At 57.0% G+C, this 23527-nt stretch carries 17 protein-coding genes; 4 read left to right on the top strand and 13 right to left on the bottom strand.

Translation table 11 applies throughout. The features are described 5' to 3' along the window. Positions 1–14 precede the first annotated feature (14 nt). The 9 genes from SynA1544_RS00910 to SynA1544_RS00870 form a co-directional block, all read right to left on the bottom strand. Positions 15–1037 (bottom strand): NAD-dependent epimerase, encoded by a 1023-nt coding sequence (locus SynA1544_RS00910; RefSeq protein WP_186514505.1) that lies wholly within the window; start codon positions 1035–1037, stop codon positions 15–17. Next, on the bottom strand, positions 1037–2440 hold the full coding sequence (locus tag SynA1544_RS00905) for a nucleotide sugar dehydrogenase (RefSeq protein WP_186514504.1): 1404 nt from the start codon (positions 2438–2440) through the stop codon (positions 1037–1039). The genes SynA1544_RS00910 and SynA1544_RS00905 overlap by 1 nt, the downstream gene beginning before the upstream one ends. Continuing rightward, positions 2437–3387: a UDP-glucuronic acid decarboxylase family protein gene (locus SynA1544_RS00900; RefSeq protein ID WP_186514503.1), complete on the bottom strand. Its 951-nt coding sequence runs from the start codon at positions 3385–3387 to the stop codon at positions 2437–2439. The genes SynA1544_RS00905 and SynA1544_RS00900 overlap by 4 nt, the downstream gene beginning before the upstream one ends. A 2-nt stretch (positions 3388–3389) precedes the next feature. Next, positions 3390–4682: a histidine--tRNA ligase gene (gene hisS / locus SynA1544_RS00895; protein ID WP_186514502.1), complete on the bottom strand. Its 1293-nt coding sequence runs from the start codon at positions 4680–4682 to the stop codon at positions 3390–3392. A 498-nt stretch (positions 4683–5180) separates the two neighbouring features. Continuing rightward, entirely contained in the window at positions 5181–8183 is a 3003-nt protein-coding gene (locus SynA1544_RS00890) for a glycosyltransferase (protein ID WP_186514501.1), read from the bottom strand. 73 nt (positions 8184–8256) lie between these two features. Beyond that, positions 8257–9486: a sulfotransferase family 2 domain-containing protein gene (locus SynA1544_RS00885; protein WP_186514500.1), complete on the bottom strand. Its 1230-nt coding sequence runs from the start codon at positions 9484–9486 to the stop codon at positions 8257–8259. A gap of 257 nt (positions 9487–9743) precedes the next feature. Then, on the bottom strand, positions 9744–10997 hold the full coding sequence (locus SynA1544_RS00880) for an HlyD family secretion protein (RefSeq protein WP_186514499.1): 1254 nt from the start codon (positions 10995–10997) through the stop codon (positions 9744–9746). A 2-nt stretch (positions 10998–10999) separates the two neighbouring features. Then, positions 11000–13930, bottom strand: coding sequence for a type I secretion system permease/ATPase (locus SynA1544_RS00875; protein WP_186514498.1), 2931 nt, complete (start codon positions 13928–13930; stop codon positions 11000–11002). Further along, positions 13927–14712 carry a peptidylprolyl isomerase gene (locus SynA1544_RS00870; RefSeq protein WP_186514497.1) on the bottom strand — a complete coding sequence of 262 codons (786 nt, stop codon included), beginning with the start codon at positions 14710–14712 and terminating at the stop codon, positions 13927–13929. The genes SynA1544_RS00875 and SynA1544_RS00870 overlap by 4 nt, the downstream gene beginning before the upstream one ends. Before the next feature lie 100 nt (positions 14713–14812). Between SynA1544_RS00870 and galE the strand changes: the two genes are divergently transcribed. Both galE and selD read left to right on the top strand, forming a co-directional pair. Further along, complete coding sequence (gene galE / locus SynA1544_RS00865) at positions 14813–15847, top strand: UDP-glucose 4-epimerase GalE (RefSeq protein ID WP_186514496.1); 1035 nt, start codon at positions 14813–14815, stop codon at positions 15845–15847. Next, entirely contained in the window at positions 15844–17871 is a 2028-nt protein-coding gene (gene selD, locus SynA1544_RS00860; RefSeq protein WP_186514495.1) for a selenide, water dikinase SelD, read from the top strand. Before galE ends, selD begins: the two co-directional genes overlap by 4 nt. On the opposite strand, the gene SynA1544_RS00855 is transcribed toward selD, so the two are convergent. Next, positions 17816–19240 carry a hypothetical protein gene (locus SynA1544_RS00855; RefSeq protein WP_186514494.1) on the bottom strand — a complete coding sequence of 475 codons (1425 nt, stop codon included), beginning with the start codon at positions 19238–19240 and terminating at the stop codon, positions 17816–17818. The genes selD and SynA1544_RS00855 overlap by 56 nt on opposite strands. Next, the gene (locus SynA1544_RS00850) at positions 19237–20448 is read right to left on the bottom strand and encodes a CCA tRNA nucleotidyltransferase (RefSeq protein WP_186514493.1); all 1212 of its coding nucleotides are present in this window, start codon (positions 20446–20448) and stop codon (positions 19237–19239) included. Before SynA1544_RS00850 ends, SynA1544_RS00855 begins: the two co-directional genes overlap by 4 nt. A gap of 18 nt (positions 20449–20466) precedes the next feature. Between SynA1544_RS00850 and SynA1544_RS00845 the strand changes: the two genes are divergently transcribed. Both SynA1544_RS00845 and SynA1544_RS00840 read left to right on the top strand, forming a co-directional pair. Then, complete coding sequence (locus SynA1544_RS00845; protein WP_186514492.1) at positions 20467–21480, top strand: SIS domain-containing protein; 1014 nt, start codon at positions 20467–20469, stop codon at positions 21478–21480. Further along, positions 21477–22028, top strand: coding sequence for an HAD family hydrolase (locus tag SynA1544_RS00840; protein ID WP_186514491.1), 552 nt, complete (start codon positions 21477–21479; stop codon positions 22026–22028). The genes SynA1544_RS00845 and SynA1544_RS00840 overlap by 4 nt, the downstream gene beginning before the upstream one ends. Before the next feature lie 2 nt (positions 22029–22030). Here SynA1544_RS00840 and kdsB read toward each other — a convergent pair whose 3' ends face one another. Next, a complete protein-coding gene (kdsB, locus tag SynA1544_RS00835) occupies positions 22031–22810 on the bottom strand; it encodes a 3-deoxy-manno-octulosonate cytidylyltransferase (protein ID WP_186514490.1) in 780 nt (259 codons plus the stop codon). Then, a complete protein-coding gene (locus SynA1544_RS00830) occupies positions 22810–23520 on the bottom strand; it encodes a hypothetical protein (protein WP_186514489.1) in 711 nt (236 codons plus the stop codon). The genes kdsB and SynA1544_RS00830 overlap by 1 nt, the downstream gene beginning before the upstream one ends. Positions 23521–23527: the final 7 nt, after the last annotated feature.

The raw sequence follows: 23527 nt of genomic DNA, 5'->3' as shown, positions 1-23527 counted from the left end.
GAACCGACCTCAGCTCAAACGTTGAAATAGTCGCGATACCACCGGGCGAAGGCATCCACCCCTGTCTCGATTGAGGTGGAGGGCTTGAAGTCCACCCACTGCTCCAGGGCGGAGGTGTCGGCAGCCGTCGCTACCACATCTCCAGGCTGCATCGGCTGGAAGTCCTTGATCGCCTCCCGGCCCAGGGCTTGTTCCATCACCTCGATAAAGCGCAACAGCTTGGTGGGCTGGCTGTTGCCGATGTTGAACACACGATGCGGTGAAGCCGCCGTGGCGGGATCCGGCTGCAGGGGATCAAAGCCGGGATTGGCGGTGGCAGGCTTATCGCAGCAACGCAGCACCCCCTCAACGATGTCGTCGATGTAGGTGAAGTCCCGCTGCATCTTGCCGTGGTTGAACACCTTGATTGGCTCACCCGCCAGGATGGCGCGGGCGAAAAGCATGGGAGCCATGTCGGGGCGTCCCCAGGGGCCATAAACGGTGAAAAACCGCAGGCCCGTCGCCGGCAAGCCATAGAGATGGCTGTAGGTGTGCGCCATCAGCTCATTGGCCTTCTTGCTGGCGGCATAGAGGCTCACCGGATGGTTCACAGGCTGCTGCTCATGGAAAGGCAGATTTCGATTGCCGCCATAGACCGAACTGCTCGAGGCGTAGACGAGGTTGTCAGTGCCGTGGTGGCGGCAGCCTTCCAGCAGATGGCCAAAGCCCACCAGATTGCTTTGGATGTAAGCCGCCGGGTTCTCCAAGGAGTAACGGACACCGGCCTGAGCCGCGAGGTTCACCACCACAGCCGGGTTCTCTTCCGCGAACAGAGCCATGAGGGCAGCACCATCCTCCAGGGCCAGGCACTCAAACCGCCAGGCGCCAGCGGGGGCCGCGGCTTCGATCTGACGCAACCTCACCTGCTTGAGGCTGGGGTCGTAGTAGTCGTTCAGGTTGTCGAGGCCGACCACCCGATCACCGCGTTGCAAGAGACGCTGCGACAGGGCTGCACCAATGAAACCGGCTGCACCAGTGACAAGAACAGTTTTCGGCATCAACCCTCTCCATCCCCCACGCGCCACAGGGTGAGGCCCGCGGCTCTCACCTGTTGTGGGTCCGCAACGGCCCGCGCATCAAAAACCCACGCCGGCTTTCGCATCCGACCCGCCAGAGCCTCCCAATTGAGATCCCTGTAGTGCTTCCACTCGGTGAGCACCAGAACGGCATCGGCCCCGGTCACGGCGTCCTCAACGCTGGCGGCCTCCACCCAAGTGCCAGTTCCACTGAGGGCATCCGCCTGGGGTGCTGCGTCCTGCTGCAGGTCCCGAGCCATCTGATAGGCCGCCACCTTGGGATCGTGAATGGCCAACTGCGCACCCTCCTCGAGAAGATCGCGGGAGATGCGAATCGCCGGTGCTTCACGGGTGTCGTTGGTGTCAGCCTTGAAGGCAAAACCCAGAATCGCCAGCCGCTTGCCGGTCACCGTGCCGAACAGCTTCTCCACCACCAATCGGGCAATCCGGTGCTGTTGCCAGGTGTTCAGAGCAACCACACTCTCCCAATAATCCGCCACCTCCGGCAGACCGAAATGGCGGCAGAGATACACCAGGTTGAGGATGTCCTTCTGGAAACAGCTCCCACCGAAACCAGGACCCGCATTCAAAAATTTCGGGCCGATCCGGCTATCGGTGCCAATGGCGCGGGCCACCTCGCGCACGTCGGCACCACTGGCCTCACAGAAGGCCGCGATCGAATTGATCGAGCTGATCCGCTGCGCCAGAAAGGCATTCGCGGTGAGCTTGGAGAGCTCGCTGCTCCAGAGGTTGGTGCGCAGAATCTGCTGCTGCGGAACCCAGTGGGCATAAATCGCAGCTAGAGCATCAATGGATGCGGGATCATCGCCACCGATCAAGACACGATCGGGAGCCTCCAGATCACGGATGGCTGTTCCTTCCGCCAGAAATTCTGGATTGGAAAGCACGGAGAAGGTGCGGTTGTCATCTCCATCACTGGCCGCCTCCAGGATGGTTTTGATGGCAGCAGCCGTACGCACCGGCAGGGTGCTCTTCTCCACCACGATCGTGTGGCCGGTAGCAGCCTTGGCGACCGTGCGCGCACAGGCCTCGACCCAGCGCAGATCACTGGCCTGACCAGCCCCCAGACCTTTGGTCTTAGTGGGGGTGTTCACGGATATGAACACCATGTCGGCGGCCGAGATGGAAGCCTCCACCGACGTTGAAAAACTCAGATTCCTTCCACGGGCCCTTTGCACAACCGCGTCCAGGCCCGGCTCATAGACCGGCAAACGACTGGTATCGGGATCATTCCAGGCGTCGATGCGCGCCTGGTTGATGTCCACCACCTGCACTTGAACCTGCGGGCAGCGATCAGCGATCACCGCCATGGTGGGGCCACCCACATACCCCGCACCGATGCAGCAAATCCGTTGAATGGTCACGTCCTGCGGCCTTCGGCAACTCCCAGGAGATTACGGAAGGAGTCGATGGTGGGAGCCAGACCCTGCTCCAGTGACACAGTCGGCTGCCAATCCAGCTGCTGACGGGCAAGATCGATCGCCGGCTGGCGCTGCTGGGGGTCATCCTGCGGCAAGGGTTTCTCCACCAACGGCAGCTCCGGGTTGATTTGGATCCGCACCAGCTCCGCCAGCTCTCGGATCGTGAATTCATTGGGATTGCCCAGGTTGATCGGGCCGGTGTGGTCTCCGTTCATCAGGCGAATCAACCCCTCAATCAGATCGCTCACATAACAAAAGGAGCGGGTCTGACTGCCATCGCCATAGAGCGTCAACGGTTCGCCCCGCAGGGCCTGAACGATGAAGTTGCTCACGACCCGGCCGTCATCGGGGAGCATGCGCGGGCCATAGGTGTTGAAGATGCGCGCCACCCGCACCTCCACGTCATTCATGCGCTGGTAGTCGAAACAGAGGGTTTCAGCGATGCGCTTGCCCTCGTCGTAGCAACTACGCACACCGATCGGATTCACGGAACCCCAATAACTCTCCGGCTGGGGATGCACCTCAGGGTCGCCATAGACCTCACTGGTGCTGGCGAGCAGCAAACGGGCCCCCACCCGCCGGGCCAGCCCGAGCATGTTGTACGTGCCGAGAAAGCTGGTTTTGGCTGTCTTGACCGGATTGAACTGGTAGTGAATCGGGGAAGCAGGGCAAGCCAGATGCCAGATCCGATCCACCTCAAGCTTGATCGGTTCGGTGACGTCGTGACGGATGAGTTCGAAACGGGGATGACCAATCCAGCGCGCGATGTTGGCCTTGCGCCCGGTGAAGTAGTTGTCCAGGCAGATCACCTCATCACCGGCCTCCATCAGACGGTCGATCAGGTGGGAGCCAAGGAAGCCGGCACCGCCAGTAACGAGGTGGATCTGCATCCTCAGGGGGTGAGCAGCTTCTCCACGATCGCGGCAACTGGCGCAAGCGCAACGGTGGTTTCCTCAGCCTGCTGCTTCAACGGCTTCAGGCGCACCTCACCACGCGAAGCCTCGTCATCGCCGAGCACCAAAGCCCATTGGGCACCACTTCGATCGGCCCGTTTGAACTGCTTTCCGAAGGCCGAGCCCGACGCATCCAACTCAACCCAAAGCCCAGCGGCCCGCAGGTCCCGTGCCAAGGCCAATGCGACACGCTCAGCCTCCGCTCCACGGTTCACCACGTAAACCTCGGGTAATGCAGCCGCCGTCAGTCGAGCGGCGACACCCTGAGGATCCGCTGTCGCGGCGGCTCCCAGCACCAGCAACAACCGTTCCATGCCGAAAGCCCAACCGATAGCAGGCGTGGGTGCTCCTCCCAACTGGCCGATCAGGCCGTCGTAACGACCGCCGCCACAGACGGTGGCCTGGGCCCCGAGTTGATCACTGGTGATCTCGAAAGCCGTGTGGCTGTAGTAGTCCAAGCCGCGCACCAGCCGAGGATTGAGCCGGAAGGGAATTCCCAAGGCGGTGAGGCCGCGCTGCACCTCTTCAAAACGTTCACGGCTGGCATCACAGAGGGCATCCGCCAAGGTGGGGGCATCCCCCAGCAACGCCTGGGTGTCCTTGTTTTTGGAATCCAAAATCCGCAGGGGATTGGTGCTCAGCCGCGCCTGGGAATCGGAATCGAGGGCTTCAGCGCGCTGCTCGAGCCAAGCCACCAGGGCATTGCGGTAGGCCTGGCGGTCTTCAGCGGTGCCGAGGCTGTTGAGCTCCAACTGCAAGCCCCCCACGCCGAGGCTGGCAAGCAGATCCCAGGCAAGGGCAATCACCTCAACATCACTGCGCGCCCGCTCTGCTCCAAGCCACTCCACTCCGATCTGGTGAAACTGCCGCTGCCGGCCCGCTTGGGGGCGCTCGTACCGAAACATCGGTCCCGCATACCAAAGTTTCTGGGCGCCCTGGCTGAGCAAGCCATGCTGCAAGGCAGCACGCACCACCGATGCGGTGCCCTCCGGCCGCAGGGTGCAGGAGCGATCACCCCTATCGTGAAAGGTGTACATCTCCTTGCCTACCACATCGGTGCCCTCACCGATGCCACGGCAGAACAGATCCGTTGTCTCCAGCAGAGGCGTCCGTATCTCACCGAAACCAGAACGCTGAAAATGCTCCCGAGCCATGCCGTCAACGGCCTGCCAGCGCTGAAGCTCCTCTGGCAGCAGATCTACCATGCCTCTGAGGCTCTGGAGCTGACTCACGTGCAGAATGCGTTTACGCCAACATAATCTCTCGGATTGCAAGCATACTGAGAACTACAAGGCACCAAGCAAATCAAAAAATAACAAACAAGCAATAAGCAAAGCCATTAGAAATACCCAACCTCCACGAAAACAAAACCCATAAAATAAACACACTAGAGCTAAAACCAATAGCACTAAAATACAATCGCGCCCAAATCACCAAAAGACGCTTGATCACAACAGGAAAATCAGAATATCAAGCCCAGGCAAGAACAACCCAAAGAAGCATAAAAGAGCATGATCAGCAAAAACAAATCTTGCAGCGGAAGATCATCGAAAGAATAATCCTCAAGAAGGCAAAGAGAAGCAGGATAACAATAAGATAAAGACCCAAAAAGTTCCACATGCAAGACATAGCCTTGCCAATGATTCACGCAATCAGACCTATCAGAGAGCCAAAATGTACACCCGAAATATCCTCGCCTCTCGTTAAAAGAGTTTACGCAAAGCAATGAATCAGGAAGTCGAATTACTAATCGGCTGCAAATACTCCTCAAAGCCAAGTGTTTTCAATTCTTCAATAGCTGGAGTCCTGCCTCCAAAAGTGAGCCGGGAGACTTTCTTAAAGTTTTGCAGTTCTGTCCTTTTCCTATGACCCATACCCAAGCCACCTATTTTCCAATGACTAAATTCATCCTGGCCAACGTCTTTAAACTCAATAAAAACAGGCTTATCAGAACTAACAGTGCAAATCGAGTGAGGGAAGAATAATTTTTCCCAAAGAATGTCTTTGACAAAATGAACATCCGAGCGATTCTCGAATAATCGAGGTTCAGCCTCCAGCTCAGCCGGCTTTCGATAGTATTTACCGTTGTGCCCTTTAAAAACAGTTATCCCAAGAGGCACGCCAAAAACAGAGGAAGAAGAAGTAGATGAATGAAAACCACTTTGAATAACTTTCTTTTTAAATATATTAAATTCATCAACCATATGATCTGGCATCAGCATATCACCGTCCCATTTAAAGATATGGCTATAGCGGCAAAGAGACAAACAGTAGTTGTAAAAGAAAGCGAGGGAGTGAACCGAATTCTCAGGACAGTCAAAATTATCTTGACCGCAACGGGCCACATTAAATGGATAAGAATAAACTCTAATTTTGTTTGCGTACGATGGAGTCATGGCACGCACCTTGGCGACCACAGCAAGAGTGCTATCGTCACTATTATTATCAATAACAACAACTTCATCAAAAACTTTTAAGCAATTTAATAATACCAATTCAATATTTAACTCTTCATTTTTGACACGCAGCATGGCGCTAATGCCCTTTTCTCGAACAAAACCAAAATGGAGACGTTTGAAAGCAAAACTAGTATCACCTTCAAGATTTGAAAAAGCATCAAAGCAATTAAGACCAGACCAAAGAGGCTTAACTTCATTTGATATAAAATCAGAATCGTTCGATGGATTTTCAAATTGAGAATACAGGCTTTTTACACAGGAACTAACAGGATTACAAAGGGATTCAAAAGTAGTTTCTAAAATAAATTGCCTGGAAGTAAATGATTTGGCAATAGATGTTGAACGAAAATTGACAAAAGAAGATAAATCAGTGCTGTAAGTTTTATTCAACTTCTCTCTAAGAAAAGAATACTTATCCAGACTAAGTGGCATATATTTTGAGGAGCCATATTCACTAAGAACAAGTTTTTTGTAGAGGTTCTGGGAAGATTTTGTAGAAATATTTCTCAAGTCTTCAAAAACGAAATCTATTGCCTCACTCGTAGGAGAAGATCGAAGCGGTGAACTTGGCAAACAAAAATCAAAATCCTCTAATCTATTAAGTTCCGAGCCGGTAGAACAGTCAACAAGAAAATTTAAATAACCAGAGAGGTCGTCTTTTATATCTTCAAAAGATACAATTACAGGGTCCTTTAATTTGAAGGAATGGCATAAATTCTGAAGCTTTTCGCAGGTATACTTCCAAGTGGCATCTTCTGAATTATCATAAAATTTTTCAACATAATCATCAAACCTTGCCAAATAACCCCATTTAATTTTCTCACAATATCGCGAAGCAATGTAAGCACTCAAATCACGAATGCAATAAACTATTGACGTATCCTTAGTCGGCAATACTGAAAGCAACCTTTTCAAGAAAAAAAGGCTAAGTCCATTTTTAGTGCACGCAAATGATTCATGAAAAAACTCAGATTTAAGTGATTTACCAGAACTATTGGCAAGATTCTCGTCAAATATAATTACCTTCTTGGGCTTGCAAAATAACAGGGGCATTATGAGTTTCATCAAGCATGCCTTAATTTCTTCATCAGATCCTTTCGATAAAACCCTCGTACTCTTATTCATTAAAGCTTGCCTAAATTCAAAATAATTGATATAAATTACACCATTACAAGCAAGTTGATAACGGTGATTTTGTAGGCAGGACTGCAAAAATGTCGTGGCAGTCTTGTGCGCACCAGCATAGATAAGGAATGAAGTATCACACAGAAAAGAGTCAAACATGGAAGAATAGTCACTTGTCACAAGCGAGGTCTTGACATCATCAAAAAAGGATTGAATTGTTGATTTTTTATCCTTGCTAGAAATCTTTATCTCTTGACCCTTAAGCACATTGAAATCATCAAGCCAACAGGCATTGAGCAAATTAAGTTCAAGAGGAAGAAGCTCTGCTTTGGCCTTTACTGACAAAATATCTGATATATATTTGAGACGAAGCATGGATGCATGAGATTGACGTGAAGGGATATCGCGGTACAATCTGTTAATAAAAAGAGAATGCACTCGATACTCTAAATATTTTTCAATAGACCATGATTTACGCATGATAGATTCTTCTGTCATGTCATATACATACATTGAAGGTTGAACAAGTCCAATACAAGGTAATTTTTTAAAAAGCTGTGAAACTAAAATTTGATCCTCGCCGAGGCTTACTCCCTCTAAATTAAAAATATTCAAATTTAATGCAAAATTTTTATCATAAACAACGCTAAAAGCATGAGCGAAGCCATACTTTTTTTCGGCAATTTGTGGCGAAACAACTTGGCAAGAATAAGAAGAAGCCAGACGTTGTTCGTATACTTTCTGATTAAAGGCTAACTCAGGAGTTTGGCTAAATACCGGAAATTTGACAGCAAGTAAACCATTGTCCTCTAGAGATTGAAATATTTTTTCTGCTACATTTCTATGAGGAAGAAAATCGTCGCCATCAACATGCCAAATATATTTCATACGAGCTGCCATAAGCCCAGTGTTGCGCACTGCTGGCAGCCCAAGATTACGTATATGGCTAATGCAGCGGGTGCGACCTTGAGGGTCATCAATACACAAATTAGTAGCTACATCAAGCGTATTATCTGTACTTTTGTCATTAACGATTAACACTTCAACCTGATCAAGTGATTGTTCTTGAATCGAACGAATACATCGGACAAGTGAATCACCCAGATTATATGCAGCGACAATGAATGTAATGCCAGATACTTCAGACATATGCAATGCAGAAATATTTCTAATTTAGCATGGGGTGGCTTGACTGGATTTTAACAATTAGGAGTAAAAAATACTAGAGAGAAGCATGAAGAAGCATATCAACAAGATTTGAGATTTGCAATTGCTGTTTTTTTAATATGTCCTTAAAGCTTTTCAGTTGATTTAGATCCTCTTGCAGTTGAGCAATATGCAAGATGCGATATTTGTCGTTTTCTGTGAGCTCATCAACTGCAAGCTTGAGCTGTTTAATTTCTTTATTTTGATCAAGAGATTTTTCTTGTAACTTCTGAGCAGACGCCAGAGCTTTTTCCGTCTCTAAGTTCAGATTGTTTACCTGAGCTAGTGCTTTTTCTTTTTCAAGGGTTGATATATTAATTTTATCCCGAAACTCATTATTTTCGCGTTCTAGGCGACGATTCTTGGTGCCAAGCTCCTTCGCTATAAGGTCTTTTTGGAAGAATTTTGAAGATACATCATAAAATAATACCGATGAAGAAAGTTTGTCTGAATTTTTTTGAGCGAATTCTTTAAAATCAAAATCTGAGCTCAAAATATCCGACGATTTTGGCAAGTCTTTTCCCAAAAGGATGTAATCATTATGATAAAATTCAAGGATAGAATCTAAACAACTAGATTCCAAAAAATCTACGGGAATATTCAGAGGAGATTCATTAAATCGTGGTAATCGATCAACTGCTACACCAAATTGATGAAGGTGCAGGTTTATTGCCGTCAAGAAAGCTTCCGAGAATCCAGGATCAGAAACATTAAAAACATTATCAAACAAAGGCAAGTCTTTGTTTGAAACAGATGCTGAAAGTGGCCTTACGTGAGTTACTCCTGCACCCAGAGAGAGCGCAGTCAGCAATCTTTTTGAAACAAAGTTAACATCATCCTTTAAATTTTGAATATCCGAATAATTCTTCTTAAGCTCGTACTTGATAGTTGATCCCAGGGTGAGTTCCTGAGCATAGGGCCCAGATCCAATTAAATACTTTGAGGCAATGGCAGAAAGAAACCGAGACAACGGGTCTCTAAGCACAAGTATTTTACAAAAATCAGAGGAAGCGAAAATGTCATGCAAGCATTGCTCAGTTGGCCGGCAATGATCTCGGACATAAGGATGTATATCTAAACTGCTTAGATTTTCCCTAGAAGCATCATTAGTAATTTCAGCATTTGGATTTCCTAGCCTAACGAGTGCAGTAAGAATTGAAGTTGAGGCACATTTTGGGGGAGCGTGTACAAATAATTTGTATTTATGAGATACAAACGAACCTGGTCCAGAAAGAGCGGTGATCACCTAACCAATCCCTTGCATTTCCTGAATATAGCACAAAGAATAATAGCTTCTCAAGCATGGTGTTTAAAATAAGCACTTTAGTCGTCGAATGAACTAGGAAGAAGAGAAAGATTCGATCAACTTTACTATTATTTAGAGGTACTATATTTAAAACCATAAGCACATCAGACCTCTCTAAGATTGTTTTAATTTTTTCGCATACGGGAATAAAAGTTACAACTTCGCAAAAAATTAATGACAAGAATTTTATGACAATTTCAGAGGCGCTGCAACGATTCCGCCTTGTCTTGAAACTCACCCAGCAAGAGCTGGAGGTAAGAAACCTTACGCAACTTGATGTTCGCCGTCAGGCTCATGCCCACCTGCAAGGGCAATGAGGCACCACTTTTGAGACGCAGCTGCTGCTCATCCAGCTGAACGGTCACCGGGAAGATCAGCTCATCCCGCTGTTTCTGAGGATCCGGTTCCAGCGCATCAGAACCAATTCGGGTCACTTTCCCCTTCAACACTCCGAAATCAGTGGAGGGAAAAGAGTCGATGCTGATATCAGCATTCATGCAAGCATCGCGCTCCTTAGGGCAACCCGGTGGCACCTGCACAAATCCGATCTTGTTGCTCGGCACCTCCAACTTCGCCTCAAGCGAACCCAAAGGCACAACCTTCATCACCGTTTGCGTGGACTGTGCCGTGAAACCACGGGCAGTCGGCTTGAGATCAAAAACCACACCATCCACTGGCGACCTGAGCTGCTGGTAGCGGAGGGTCACCTTGGTCTCCACCAAACGACCATTGAGATCGGCAAGGTCCGACTGCAATTGGGCTGTTTGTTGGTCAAGAAGGGCGATCTGACGCAACCGATCTGCCTTGCTCTGCAGCAAGCGTCCACGGGTCTCTTCAACGGCGTTCTGCTGGCTGAGGTATTGCAGCTCGGACGTGGCGCCAGCCTCAGCCAACTCTTCGAACCGCACAAGAATCTCAGACTGAAGCTCAAGATTGTTCTCCAGCATTTGCACCTCCTCATTGTTCATCTGGAGGTAGCGCTGTTTTTCCTGGTCCTTAAGCCGGAGCTGCTCCTTTTTGAGCTTGATCGTCTTCTCCAGGCTGTTGCGCTGTTCCTCACTGGCTTCAGTGTCCAGCCTCATCAGCACCTGACCAGCCTTCACACGATCCCCCTCCTGCACGAGGATCTGATCGGCCACACCACCAACAGGCATCTGAATGTCCTGCACCGAGCCGATCGGCTCAAGCTGACCAGGGGCCACGACAATCTCCTCGGTTCGTGCAAGGGCCAGCCAGCCCACACCGAACACGGTGGTGCCGATCAAGGTCCAGGTGACGGTGCGCATCCAGAAGCGCCCCTGCTGAAGAATGGATTCGTCGTAGGTCTCGACATTGGCGGCATCCTGTGACGTGCCGGGATCGAAACGGCGAAGAAAGTTACGGGACGTCGCGACCAGATTGCCGGAGCCCTGCTTGACCAGAGTTGTCAGGTTTTGGGGATTGAGCTTCATGGTCAGGTGCTCTCCTGCTGGCGGTAAAGGGCGTAGTAACGACCGCGATGCTTCATTAAGTCGTCGTGGGTGCCGACTTCAACGACGGCACCCTGGTGAAGCATCACGATCATGTCGGCCTGACGAATGGTCGACAGACGGTGGGTGATGAAGAAGACGGTGCGGTCGTTGAGATTTTCCAGAAGGTTGTCGCAGACCTTTCGTTCGGTTTCGTAATCGAGGGCGCTGGTGGCCTCGTCCATCACCAAAAGTTTGGGGTTGCTCAGCAGGGTGCGAGCGATGGCAACACGCTGTCGCTGTCCGCCGCTGAGAGCGGCACCCCGCTCACCGACGGGTGTGCTGTAACCACTGGGAAGATCCATGATGAAGTCATGGGCATTGGCGAGACGCGCAGCCCGAACGATCTCCTCACTGGAGGCCTCCGGGTTGGTGAGGGCGATGTTTTCGCTCACAGTTCCGCTGAACAGCAGGGGATCCTGAGGAACGATGCCGATCTGTCGGCGCAGGGAATACAGCTCGACCTTTCCGATGTCGTAGCCATCGATCAGGATCCGACCTTCCTCGGGGTCGTAAAGCCGGGGTAGCAGCTTCATCAACGTGCTCTTGCCGCTGCCGCTCTGACCGACGATGCCCACAAAGGTGCCGGAAGGGATCTCGAGGTTCACGTCCTTCAGCACCTGAGGCTGACCGGGACGGAAGCGGAACGACAGGTTCTCAAACCGCACCTCTCCCTGCAGCGGAGGAAGCATCACCTTGGATTTGTCGACCTCATCGGATTCCTCCGGTGTATCGATCACATCGGCAAGCCGTTCAAAGCTGACGCGCAGTTCCTGGATGTTCTGCCAGATCGCGGAGAGACGCAGCAGCGGCTGGGTGACGTAACCGGAAATGATCCGGAACGCGATCAGCTGACCAAGGGTCAGATCACCACTCAGCACCATGGAGGCACCAATCCAGAGCACCATCAGCTGAGAGATCTTCTGCAGCACCTGGCTGGTCTGGTTCAGGGCCGTGCCGGTGATCGTTTTCTCAAAGGTGCGAGCGATGTACTGGGAATAGAACTCCTGCCAGCGCCAGCGGCTGACCATCTCCACGTTCTGGGCCTTCACCGTCTGGATGCCGGTGAGCACCTCGACGAGATGGCTCTGGGTCTTGGCGTTTTCTTCGGCAGCGGCCCGGAACTGACGGCGGAAGAGGGGGGCCCCCAGGATCGTTAAGCCGATCTGGATCGGTAGAACGGAGAGGGCAATCAAGGTCAGCAGCCAGCTGTAGACCACCATCACCGCGATGTAGATCACGGAAAACGCGGCATCCAGAATGGTGGTGAGGGCCTGACCGGTGAGGAAATTACGGATCTTCTCCAATTCGGCCACCCGGGTCCCCAGTTCACCCACAGGGCGACGGTCGAAGTAGCCGAGAGGAAGACGCAACAGGTGGTCGATCACCTCAGCCCCAAGGCGCTGATCGATCCGGTTGGTGGTTTCAGCGAAGAGGAAGGTCTTGAGGCTGCCCAGCACGCCTTCAAGGATGGTGACGACAACCAGGGCGATCCCCAACACCTGCAGGGTGTCCAGGCTGCGCTGGCTGATCACCTTGTCGATGATCACCTGGATGAGCAACGGGTTGGCCAGGGTGAACAGCTGCACCACAAAACTGGCGGCCAGCACCTGGATCAAGACGCCGCGATAGCGCTTCAGCGCGGGCCAGAACCAGCCGGGCCCGAATTTCTGATCGGGGGTGGCATTGGACCGCTCCATCAACAGCAGTTCAATCCCTTCAGGGAACTGCTCCGCCAGATCGTCCGGCTCCAGAGTCACCATGCCCTGTTTGGGCGAGGCCAGCTTCAGACCCCGCTCGTTGCTGGCGATCACCAAAGCGAATCCACCCTGCCAAGGCAGCATGGAGGGCACCTGCAGCCGTGTGCCTGCCCCCGCTGGCACCTTGGCCGCCATCACATGGAGTCCAAGGCTCGCCGCCAGCTGACCACAGAGCTGGAGATTGGGGGTGAGGCCACGGCGGAGATTGTCCTGCAGGACTTTCTCGATCGAATCCCGCCGGAACGGCAGCTTCATCAGCTGCGCCAACATCTGGAAACAGGCCAGAGTTTCCTTCAGCGGACCGTCGGCACGGATCAGGCGGAGGCTGTCGACAACATTGCGCTCAGGGCTGAAGCTGCTCACAGGAGGCAGGGCCTCCGCATCCTGAATGGACGCAACGGGGGCGATCGAACCCGCGCTCTCATCTTGCGACTCAGCGGCTTGATCGGATCTTCCCGGGGCTGGGAGGGACACCAACCGCAACGAAAAAGGTTCGCAGGGAGGCAAATCTGCGGAGGACCGAACCGGCTGGCCAACCGTCAGGCCACCCCAGGCACTGGTGACGTACAACTCCTTCCCAGCCGCCAGAGCAGCATCCACTGCAACTGGATCCGAGGAACAGCGCTCGGCGCATTGCAGGGCATCCTCGAGCTTTTCAAGGGCGGAGCTGTCGGTCTCTGCCGTGTTCTGCTCAAGAGCTTCCAACAACTGGAGCAGCTCCTGGGGCCAGAGCTGCTGGTCACACCACTGACGGAACGAAGCTTCGCTGGAATACAGCTCACGCCAGAGTTCATCGGAGATGGCGCAGGCAATCACCTCTTCAGCCGCGATCACGTTCTCGCAGGGGGCACCGCAAAGCAGGCTGGCGGCCCCGATCACACTGCCAGGGCCAAACTTGCCAACGGTGGTGAGGCGGCCGTTATGTCGGCCGACAAGCCTGGCCTGGCCTTGGAGGATGACCAGGATCCGGGCTGGAATGTCCTTGGGGTCACACAACTGCCCCCCGAGCTCGAAACGGAGCACATTGCAGCCGCGTTCCAAGGAAGAAGCCGAGGCATCGGACAAACCGCGGAACGCCGGATGATTCAGCAACGGAAAAGACGGTGTCTGGGTCATCGGGAGATGCTGAAGTCACTGAAATCGCTGGTGGGCGCCGGTTCTGTTGCCTCGAAGGCCAGCTGGCTCAAAGTCTTGGCGGTTTCCTCATCGATCCAGGCGTCGAACATTTCCTGACACATCTGGTCGGAGACCTCATCGGTGAAGGTGGCCGGCGAGTAACGCTCCAACCGCACCACCAACCACCAGTCCGAGATGCGGAACGGTTCCAGCAACACGCCAGGCTGAGCCACCCGTAATTTCTCGACCAACGTCGGATGGGCCTGGGTGAGGGAGACGGGGCCGACGATTCCGTTGGTGTTGCGTTCCGGCCCCTCGGCGTAGCGCTTGGCCAAATCAGCGAAGTTGGATTCACCGGATTCGATCTGCAGGTAGAGCTCACGCGCCAGGAAGCTGTTCTCCAAACGCAGCAGGCTGTACACCACCTGATCCAGCTCGTTCTTGCGTTCCAAAAAGCGCGCTTCCGCCTTGGGGGCGAAACGCTCTCGCATGAAGCTGCGGCGTCGGATGCCGTGACGAAGACGGTCCAGGACCTCCTCTTCGCTCCGCCCCAACGCATCCAGCAGCTCCGGCCACTGTTCAATGCCGTCGTAACCACGCTGCTGAAGCAAACCAAGCCGCGCTTCCTCGAGCTGTTCCTCAGGCACCGCGACCGCCGCGATCGCCTCCCGGGTCACCATCTGCTCCACCAAAGGAGTCAGCAGGTTGAACCGCTTGAGCAGGGCACGCCCTTCGGCTCCGATCGCGCGTCGCAACTCAGGAACGATTGTTCCGCTATCCACAAGTCCAACGCAACGGGCGAACCCTAGGTTCGGTCGCCTACGGCTTCAGGCTTTTTCAATCAAGCTGATTCAGAATCAGGACACCGAGACGGTGGAAGACATGGGCCGAAGAGTCCTCATCACAGGTGGTGCCGGCTTCATTGGCAGTCACACCTGCCTTGTTCTGCTGGAACAGGGTCATGAGCTTGTGGTGCTCGACAACTTCGACAACAGCAGTCCCGAGGCGCTCCGGCGCGTGCAGGAGTTGGCAGGTTCAACCCAGCTGACCTTGGTGGAGGGGGATGTGCGCGACCCCAACGCGGTGGATCAGGCCTTCAGCGCTGCCGGCGCCGTGGATGGCGTGATTCATTTCGCAGGATTGAAAGCCGTGGGGGAATCCGTCGCGAATCCTCTTCATTACTGGGATGTGAATGTGAATGGCAGCCGCGTTCTGGCGGCGGCCATGGACCGCCACGGCTGCCGGACTCTGGTGTTCAGCAGCACCTCCACCGCCTACGGAGAACCCGAGACGTTCCCGCTGCGGGAGGACATGCCAACGGCGCCCGTTCACCCCTACGCCCAGACCAAAGTGGCGGTGGAACAGATGCTGGCGGCCCTCTGCCGCACAGGCTCATGGCAAGTGGCCTGCCTGCGCTATTTCAACCCCGTTGGTGCACACCCCAGTGGAAGGATCGGCGAAGACCCGCTGGGCATTCCCAACAACCTGTTTCCCTTCATTACCCAAGTGGCCGCAGGCCGCCGCGAACGGTTGCGCATCTTCGGCAACGACTACCCCACCCCCGATGGCACCGGCATCCGCGATTACCTGCACGTCATGGATCTGGCCGAAGCCCATAGCAAGGCGCTTGACCACTTGTTCGAGCGGCAAAGCTCTGACCCCTTAATCCTGAACATCGGCACCGGCCGTGGGCTCAGTGTTATGGACGTGGTGCAGGGTTTCGAACAAGCCACAGGCTTGACTATTCCCTACGAGGTTGTGGAGCGTCGACCCGGCGATGTGCCCCGCCTGGAGGCTTGTCCCAAGAGCGCCCAAACCATGCTCGGCTGGAGTGCCCGCCGGAACCTCGAAGAGATGTGCCGTGATGGCTGGGCCTGGCAGCAGGCCAATCCAACGGGGTATCAGCACCACCCATGAGCGCAGCTGGTGTGTTGCTCCTGGCCGGAGGCGGCCACAGCCATGCACTGGTGCTGAAACGCTGGGCCATGCAGCCGGAACGACGCCCGCCGCAAAGCATCATCCTGATCAATCGCACAAGTACAGCCCTGTATTCCGGCATGGTGCCGGGGCTGATCGCTGGTCTCTATCAGCGCGACGAGCTCGCCATCGACCTGCGACAGCTCTGTGATCGGGCCGGGGTGGCCTTCGTGGAAGCGGAAATCACCGAATTGAACCCTCAGCAGAACTGGCTGAGGGTTCGCGACCGCCCTGCACTCCACTTCGATTGGCTCAGCCTCGATGTGGGCGCCGTGAGCCGACCAAGCGCCATTGGGATGCCGATCAAGCCCTTGGAGGCGTCGCTCACCTTTCTGGAGCGCGAAGATCCATGGGACACCAAGCCGCTGCGGGTGATCGGCGCGGGAGCTGCCGGTCTGGAAGTCGTCTTCGCGCTGCGTCGCCGCTGGCCGCAGCGGGCCCTGGAACTGCAACAGCGCCCGGGACAGCTGGATCCAACCCTTCAAAGAGTGCTGCGACAGGCGCGCATCGCCTTGATCGACGACGACAGCCAGCCCAGGGGACCCAGCCTGCTCTGCACCGGAAGCCAGGGTCCTGCTTGGCTCGCGACAGCCGGTCTGCCACTGGATCCCGACGGCAGGATCCGCACGGATCGCTGCCTGAGGGTGGACGGACATCCATCCCTGTTCGCCAGCGGAGACTGTGCCGTGATCAGCGCCGCGCCCCGCCCGGCATCAGGGGTGTGGGCCGTGCGCGCCGGACGCCCCTTGGCCAACAATCTGGAAGCAGCCTGCCGGGGCGAACCCCTGCACCCCTGGCAGCCCCAGCGTCAGGCGCTGCAGCTGATCGGCAGCCATCTGGACGCCGCCTGGGCGCAGTGGGGCGGCTGGCGGCTGGGGCCATCGCCTCTGCTTTGGCAGTTCAAGCAACGCATCGACCGCGCCTTCATGGCCGGCTTTCAACGGCCGGCGGCGATGGCCGATGCAGCCCCAATGGCCTGCCGGGGTTGCGCAGCCAAGTTGCCGGCCCAACCCCTGGCCGCAGCACTGGACCGGGTGGGACTGGGGGGACAGCCCGAAGACGCCGCCCGACTGGATGACCATTCAGGGCTGCTGCAGAGCATGGATGGCTTTCCGGCCCTGGTGAGTGACCCCTGGCTGAATGGCCGCATGACGGCCCTGCATGCCTGCTCGGACCTCTGGGCCTGCGGTGCTGCCGTCTCCAGTGCCATGACCACGATCACCCTGCCATTGGTTTCAGCCAAGGAACAGCAGGAGCTGCTGGTGCAGACCCTCGCCGGCATCCGTTCGGTGCTGGATGAACAGGGTGCGGAGCTCATTGGTGGCCACACGATGGAATCCCGCAGTGCCACCCCCGTGCCGGCAAGCCTCGGGGTGCAGATCACCCTCACGGTGAACGGCGACAGCCCTCAATCACCCTTGCTGAAATCAGGGCTGCAGCCCGGTGATGCCCTGCTAATCAGTCGCCCCCTGGGCACGGGTGTGCTGTTTGCCGGAGCCATGAGCGGCGCCACCAAGGCGGCTGATCTGGATGCTGCGCTTCAGACCATGACCTGCAGCCAGCACACGCTGCTTGAGCAGATCGAACCGATGCGCGACGGTATTCACGCCTGCACCGACATCACAGGGTTCGGCCTGCTCGGGCATCTGGGCGAGATGCTTCAGAACTGCCCACGGTTGACCATCGAGCTGAACGGATCGGCCATCCCGGCCTATCCCGGTGCACTGGAGCTGTTCGAACGCGGCATCTCCAGCAGCCTGGCCCCCTCCAACCGGGCAGCCTGGCGCTGGCTCGAAGGCCTGGTTCAGCTGCAACAGACCCCTTCCGCAGCCCTGCTGGAGCTGCTGGTGGACCCCCAGACCTGTGGTCCACTGCTGCTGGCCTGCAACCGCGAAGCAGCTACTCAGCTCACTCAGAGCGGCCCATGGATTCAGATCGGCAGCGCAACAGCCGGGCATGAGTGAGATCGGTGGCTTGCGATTCACAGCGGTAACCCGCTCGCTCAACACGCGATTGCAGCGGTTTGAGCTTGCGCGCCATCGCCGGCAGCGGCCCACTGCTGGCCAGCCAGAGCAGCCTGGGCTGATCCGGCCCCTGCAACCGTCGCTTCAAATCCGCCTTTCCGCCCCAGGGCGATGACGGCACAGGAATCCGGCCCATTGCCGCCTCCATCCGGTCGCTGAGGTTGAACAGACGCTCGCGGGGGCTGTAGCGCTCCTGAAACCCGCTGGTGCGCTGGCTGATCAGACGGAACTGGTCCTGTTCCCGCACACCGCCGACGCCGGCTTCGAGCTCTGAGAATCCTGGCCCCCACCAGCTGATCAACATCAGCCCCAGCACCAGCAGAGCACAGCCGCGGCCCAAACAATTGAGCTCCAAAGCACCGATCCGCACCGCCACCACAGGCACCAGAGCCGGCAGCAGCACAACGAAATAGCGGCTGAAGGCCATCGGCTTCACAAACGACACGACAACCACCCCAAGAACCATCAGCAGGGACGGGATCAGACCGCTTCGATCGAGAAGATTCCAAGCCGGCCACGGCACCCGACGCAGCCCTCCCCACCGCCGCAACACCACCAGCAACATCAGGATCAGCGCCAATTTGGGCAACGGCCAGAGGCCGAGGCCACGCGCCAACGTCTCCTCCAACAAGGCGTAATCCGGCACGCCGATCCAGCTGCCGGCCCGGGAGCTGAACAGGTAGTCCGCGGCATAGGCCATCCAGGCCAGGGCCGGGAGGGCTCCGATCAGAGCAGCAGCAGCCATGGTCCAGCGGCGTTGCCAGCCATCCCAGGCCGCAGCCGCCAGCACCAGAAACAACCCATAGAAATGGGTGAGCCCGGCCAGCCCAGCCACGGCGCCATAGGCCATGGGACGCACCGAACGGCGCCACCACCAGGCCAGAGCCAGCAGCAGCACCAACAGGGCATAGCTCTTGCCCTCGATCGCGAAGCGAATCGGATACGGACTGCAGAAGGCCAGCAGCGCTGCTATGGCCGCCACCTTGGCCCTGGTGCCCGACTGACCAAGGGCCATCGCCTGACGGACCATGACCAGGCCCCCAGCGAGATACGCCAGCCAGGACAACAAACGCAGGCTCACCGGGCTCTGGCCCACCAGATGCCCCCAGAACCAGAGCAGGACGTAGTAGGCCGGGGGGTGGGTATCCTCCCGCAACATCGCCAGCAAGCTGCTGAAACTGGGCTGGAAACTCTTGCCGACGCTGTAGAGCTCATCGCTCCAGAGCCCCGTGGCATCAACCAACAACAGGGCCCGCAGACCAAAGGCCAGGCAAACGGCCACCACCAGCACAAGCCATCTGCGTGTCATCGGCTGCGGTCCTGCGCTGCACTGCGCTGCCGGCGCAACTCATCACCAATCGCCGGCCCCGGCTGCCAGCCAGCGGCCATCAGGTCGCGTGCCGTCTGCGGCGCCAGAATCCGGCGCCAGCGGCCCCACCAGCGCAGCAACGGCTTCCAATGCTTCGGCTTCAGGGTCACCGCCAGGGCCACCGCCTCCGGCGGCCAACCCTGGTGTTCGATGGCCGCCGACCAGACCGACGGGCTGGCCTGCAAGGACAGCGGCGTTTCCTCCAGCCAGTCGCCCAGGTCCCCGCACTGCTGCAGCCATTGCTGGTATTTGCCGGGAATCTGCAGCCGTTGCGCCACCGCGACTGGGTCCGCTGCTCCCAGAAGAAAAGTGGGCATCAGGGGAAGACCCAGACGTTGGGCCCAGTTCAGCCGCTGCGTGCGGCGTGGATCGTTCTGAAGCTGCGGGTCCAACAGCGGCAGTGCCTGCCACTGCTCCAAAAGATCCAACGCTTGGGGCCAAGGTTCCCGCTCCAGCAGCCGCTCCAACTCCATCCGCAGCCGTGTTGCCAGGGCAGGCGGTGCCGCCGCGGCGGGATCTCCCTGACGCCAGGCCCAGGGCCACTGATCCATGGTGCTGCCGATCTGCTCGCTGCTCTCCTGAGCAAGCTGGAAACCGAGCCGAGCGGCATAGCGGGCGGCCCGAATCACCCGGGTGGGATCGTCCTGAACACTGCAGGCGTGCAGAAACCGCAACTGACCCGATTCCAGGTCCTCCGAACCATGGTGGAGATCGATCAGCTCACCGGCCACCAGATCAAAGGCCATGGCATTGACCGTGAAATCGCGGCGGGCAAGGTCAGCCTGAAGGGTTCCCGCCTGCACCACAGGATTCTCAGCCGGGGCGGGGTAGGACTCCTGCCGCGCCGTCGCCAGATCCAGCGGGATGTCATCCAGCTGCAACGCCACCGTGCCGAAGGCCCCGTGCTCCTGCACACCGCTGATGCGTTCGGAACCGACCTGACGGCACAGTTCCGCCACAAGCGCGGCGGCATCTCCCTCCACCACCCAGTCCAGATCAGGAACACCCGACCAGGCACGGCCGCAGCGCTGATGCAACAGCTGATCGCGCACAACGCCGCCCACCAGGGCCAGGCGTGGGATACCAAGAGCTCGAGCCGCTCCCTGCAACGCCTCCAGAACGGAAGACGGCACACCCGGAAGATCCATTGCTGGGCTTGCAGGAGAATGCGTCGATCATCACGGATTCTGTCCTTGTCCGCTCTCACCCGCTGCCTTGAAGAGGAAGCCTCGGCGATCGCTTCTGCTGCTGAACGCTTGAGCAGCGAGCAGGTGGAAGCCGCCCTGGCCCTGCTGGAGCGCTGTGCAGATCGCAAGGCCAAGCTCGTGATCACAGGTGTGGGCAAAAGCGGCATCGTGGCTCGCAAGATCGCAGCCACCTTCTCGTCGATCGGGCTGATGGCCCTGTTCCTCAATCCCACCGACGCCCTCCACGGCGATCTAGGGGTGGTGGCCGCTGAGGACGTCTGCCTGCTGCTGTCCAACAGCGGCGAAACCACCGAACTGCTGGAGGTGCTCCCCCACCTCACCCGACGCGGAACCGGGCGGATTGCCATCGTTGGACGGGCTGACTCCTCCTTGGCCCGCGGCAGTGACGTGGTGCTGGAAGCCGGTGTGGACCGTGAAGTCTGTCCTCTGAACCTGGCCCCCACCGCCAGCACCGCCGTGGCCATGGCAATCGGCGACGCCCTTGCAGCGGTGTGGATGGAGCGGCGCGGCATCTCACCAGCGGATTTTGCCCTGAATCACCCCGCTGGATCGCTGGGCAAGCAGCTCACCCTGACGGCCGCCGACCTGATGGTGCCCGCCAGCCAACTGCACCCTCTGCAGCCCAGCACCCCCTTGCCGGAGGTGATCGGCGGGCTGACGCGCGATGGCATCGGCAGTGGTTGGGTCGAAAACCCAGACAGCCCTGGAAGCCTGCTCGGAATCCTCACGGATGGCGATCTCCGCCGGGCCCTGCAGGATCACGGTGCTGAAACCTGGAGCCAACTGACGGCCAAGGATCTGATGACCGCCGATCCGATCACAGTGAACGCCGATGTTTTGGTGGTGAAAGCCCTGGCGCAGATGGAACACAACCGACGGAAACCCATCTCTGTGCTGCCGGTGGTGAATCAGGAACACCAACTGATGGGCCTGCTGCGCCTGCATGATCTCGTTCAGGCCGGACTCGCGTGAAGAGACTGCGCTGGTGGTTGTTGCGGCATCGCCTGAAATCGATTCAGCTGCTCGTGCTGGACGTGGATGGTGTGTTGACCGATGGGGGCCTCTGGTTCGATGGCGACGGGCAACTGATCAAACGGTTCGACGTGCGGGATGGCCTGGGCATCCGTCTGCTGCAACAGGCAGGGGTGCAGGTCGCCTTTCTCAGTGGTGGCCAGGGAGGCGCGACAGAGGTGCGGGCCAGGCAACTGGGGATCAGTCACTGCCTTGTGGGCATCAAGGACAAACCGGCTGCCCTCACGGCCCTGCAACAGCAACTGGGGGTGAGCGGCGCGCAAACGGCATTTGTGGGCGATGACCTCAACGATCTGGCGGTTCGGCCCGTGGTGGGGCTGTTGTTCGCCCCCGCTGATGCCTGTCGGCCCGTCCGCCGCGGTGCCGATGCCGTGCTCCGCCGGCGAGGTGGCCATGGAGCCGTCCGTGAGCTGGCGGAGCGCATGCTCCTAGGGCGTGGCCGCTGGAACCACCTGCGTCGCGACGGCTGGAAAGACCGCAACGATTGAGTTCAGACCATCGCCCGGGCCTGCTCCAGCTGCTCAGCGGTATCCACCGAGAGCGATGTGCCCTGGACCCGGAAGGTGGCAATGGTGAGGCCCGCCTCAATCAGCCGCAGCTGCTCGAGCCGTTCCAAATCCTCCAGTGGAGAAGCGGGCAGCTGATCCCAGGCGGCCAACACATCTCCACGGAAGCCATACATGCCCACATGGCCCCAATACGTGGTGTGCTGATGCCACTCCGCCTCAGCCACATCACGCACATGGGGGATGGCGGAGCGGGAGAAGTAGAGGGCGCGGCCATCGTGGGCCAGCAGGGTCTTGACGACGTTGGGGTTGTGCACCGAGTCGGGCTTCAGCCCATACACAGGGGTCACCACGGCGGGCACTGGGGCCTGGCTTTGAAATTCCTCGGCCATGGCGTCGATCACAGCAGAATCGATGAACGGTTGATCGCCCTGAACGTTGATGACTGCGGTTTCTTCTGCAACAGGCGCCGCTTCTCCCCAGGCCAAGGCCATAAGCGGTTGGACCACGGATGCGATGCGCTCACTGCCGGAGTTGCAGGATTCTGCCGTCATCAACACCGGGAAGCCCCAGCCCTCGGCCAAGGCCTTCAACTCAGAACTATCGGTGCAAAGCACCACCGCTTCAACACTTTGGGCCTCACGGCAGCGTTCCAGCACACGCTGAATCATCGGCTTGCCACCGATGTCGGCCAGCACCTTGTTGGGCAGTCGAGACGACTGGAGCCTGGCCGGGATGGCCACCACACACTTGCGAATCGCCATCAATCCCAGAGCTTCATTGCATCGTCACGGGCGCTGAACCATTCAGCGGCCAAAGGGCCACCCATGGTGCGCTGTTCGCGGAACCAGGGACCTCCGAGCGTCCAGTGCAGCATCGGAGCAGCCTCCTCGGACTCCGGCGGAGCCTGCACATCCACCAGATGGTTCCATCCGCCCTGAATGGCACCGATCTCATGATCGCCCTCCAGCCAGTGGAAGCGGTGAAGCTCCAACCCCGTTGCTGTGTTCACATAATCGGGCGTGAGCTTGGTGCAGCGGCTGCAATTGAGCAGCATCAGTGAACTCCAGTTCTTCTTGGGGTAGGGGCTCTGCACCTCGCCGAGAAATTTCACGGTCTCCCCGGGCACATGCTCGTGCTGCACGCACATGGCTCCATAGGCGTCATCGCGCTGATCCCAGAGCTCTTTGATGTCAGCCCGGCAGAGCATGTCGCAATCCATGAACAGGGCCCAGCCCTGATACCCCATCAGATAGGGCACGAGAAAACGGGTGAAGGAAAACGCCGTGCTCTGTTTGGGGTCCCGTTCGCGGCGAAACAATCCCTGAGCCTCCAGCTGAGGCGTCACCAGCGGCGTGATCGCCAGAGGAACACTGCTGTTCTGATAAAGGCTGTCGATCAGAACATTGGTCGCCGCCCGCTCTCTGGGGTCGTAGCCGATGAAGATGCGTATCGGCTGGCAGGAGGTCGACACAGGCCGT

The sequence above is a fragment of the Synechococcus sp. A15-44 genome (assembly GCF_014280115.1).
In the GTDB taxonomy this organism is placed as follows: domain Bacteria; phylum Cyanobacteriota; class Cyanobacteriia; order PCC-6307; family Cyanobiaceae; genus Parasynechococcus.
This window is presented reverse-complemented; position numbering and strand designations above follow the sequence as displayed.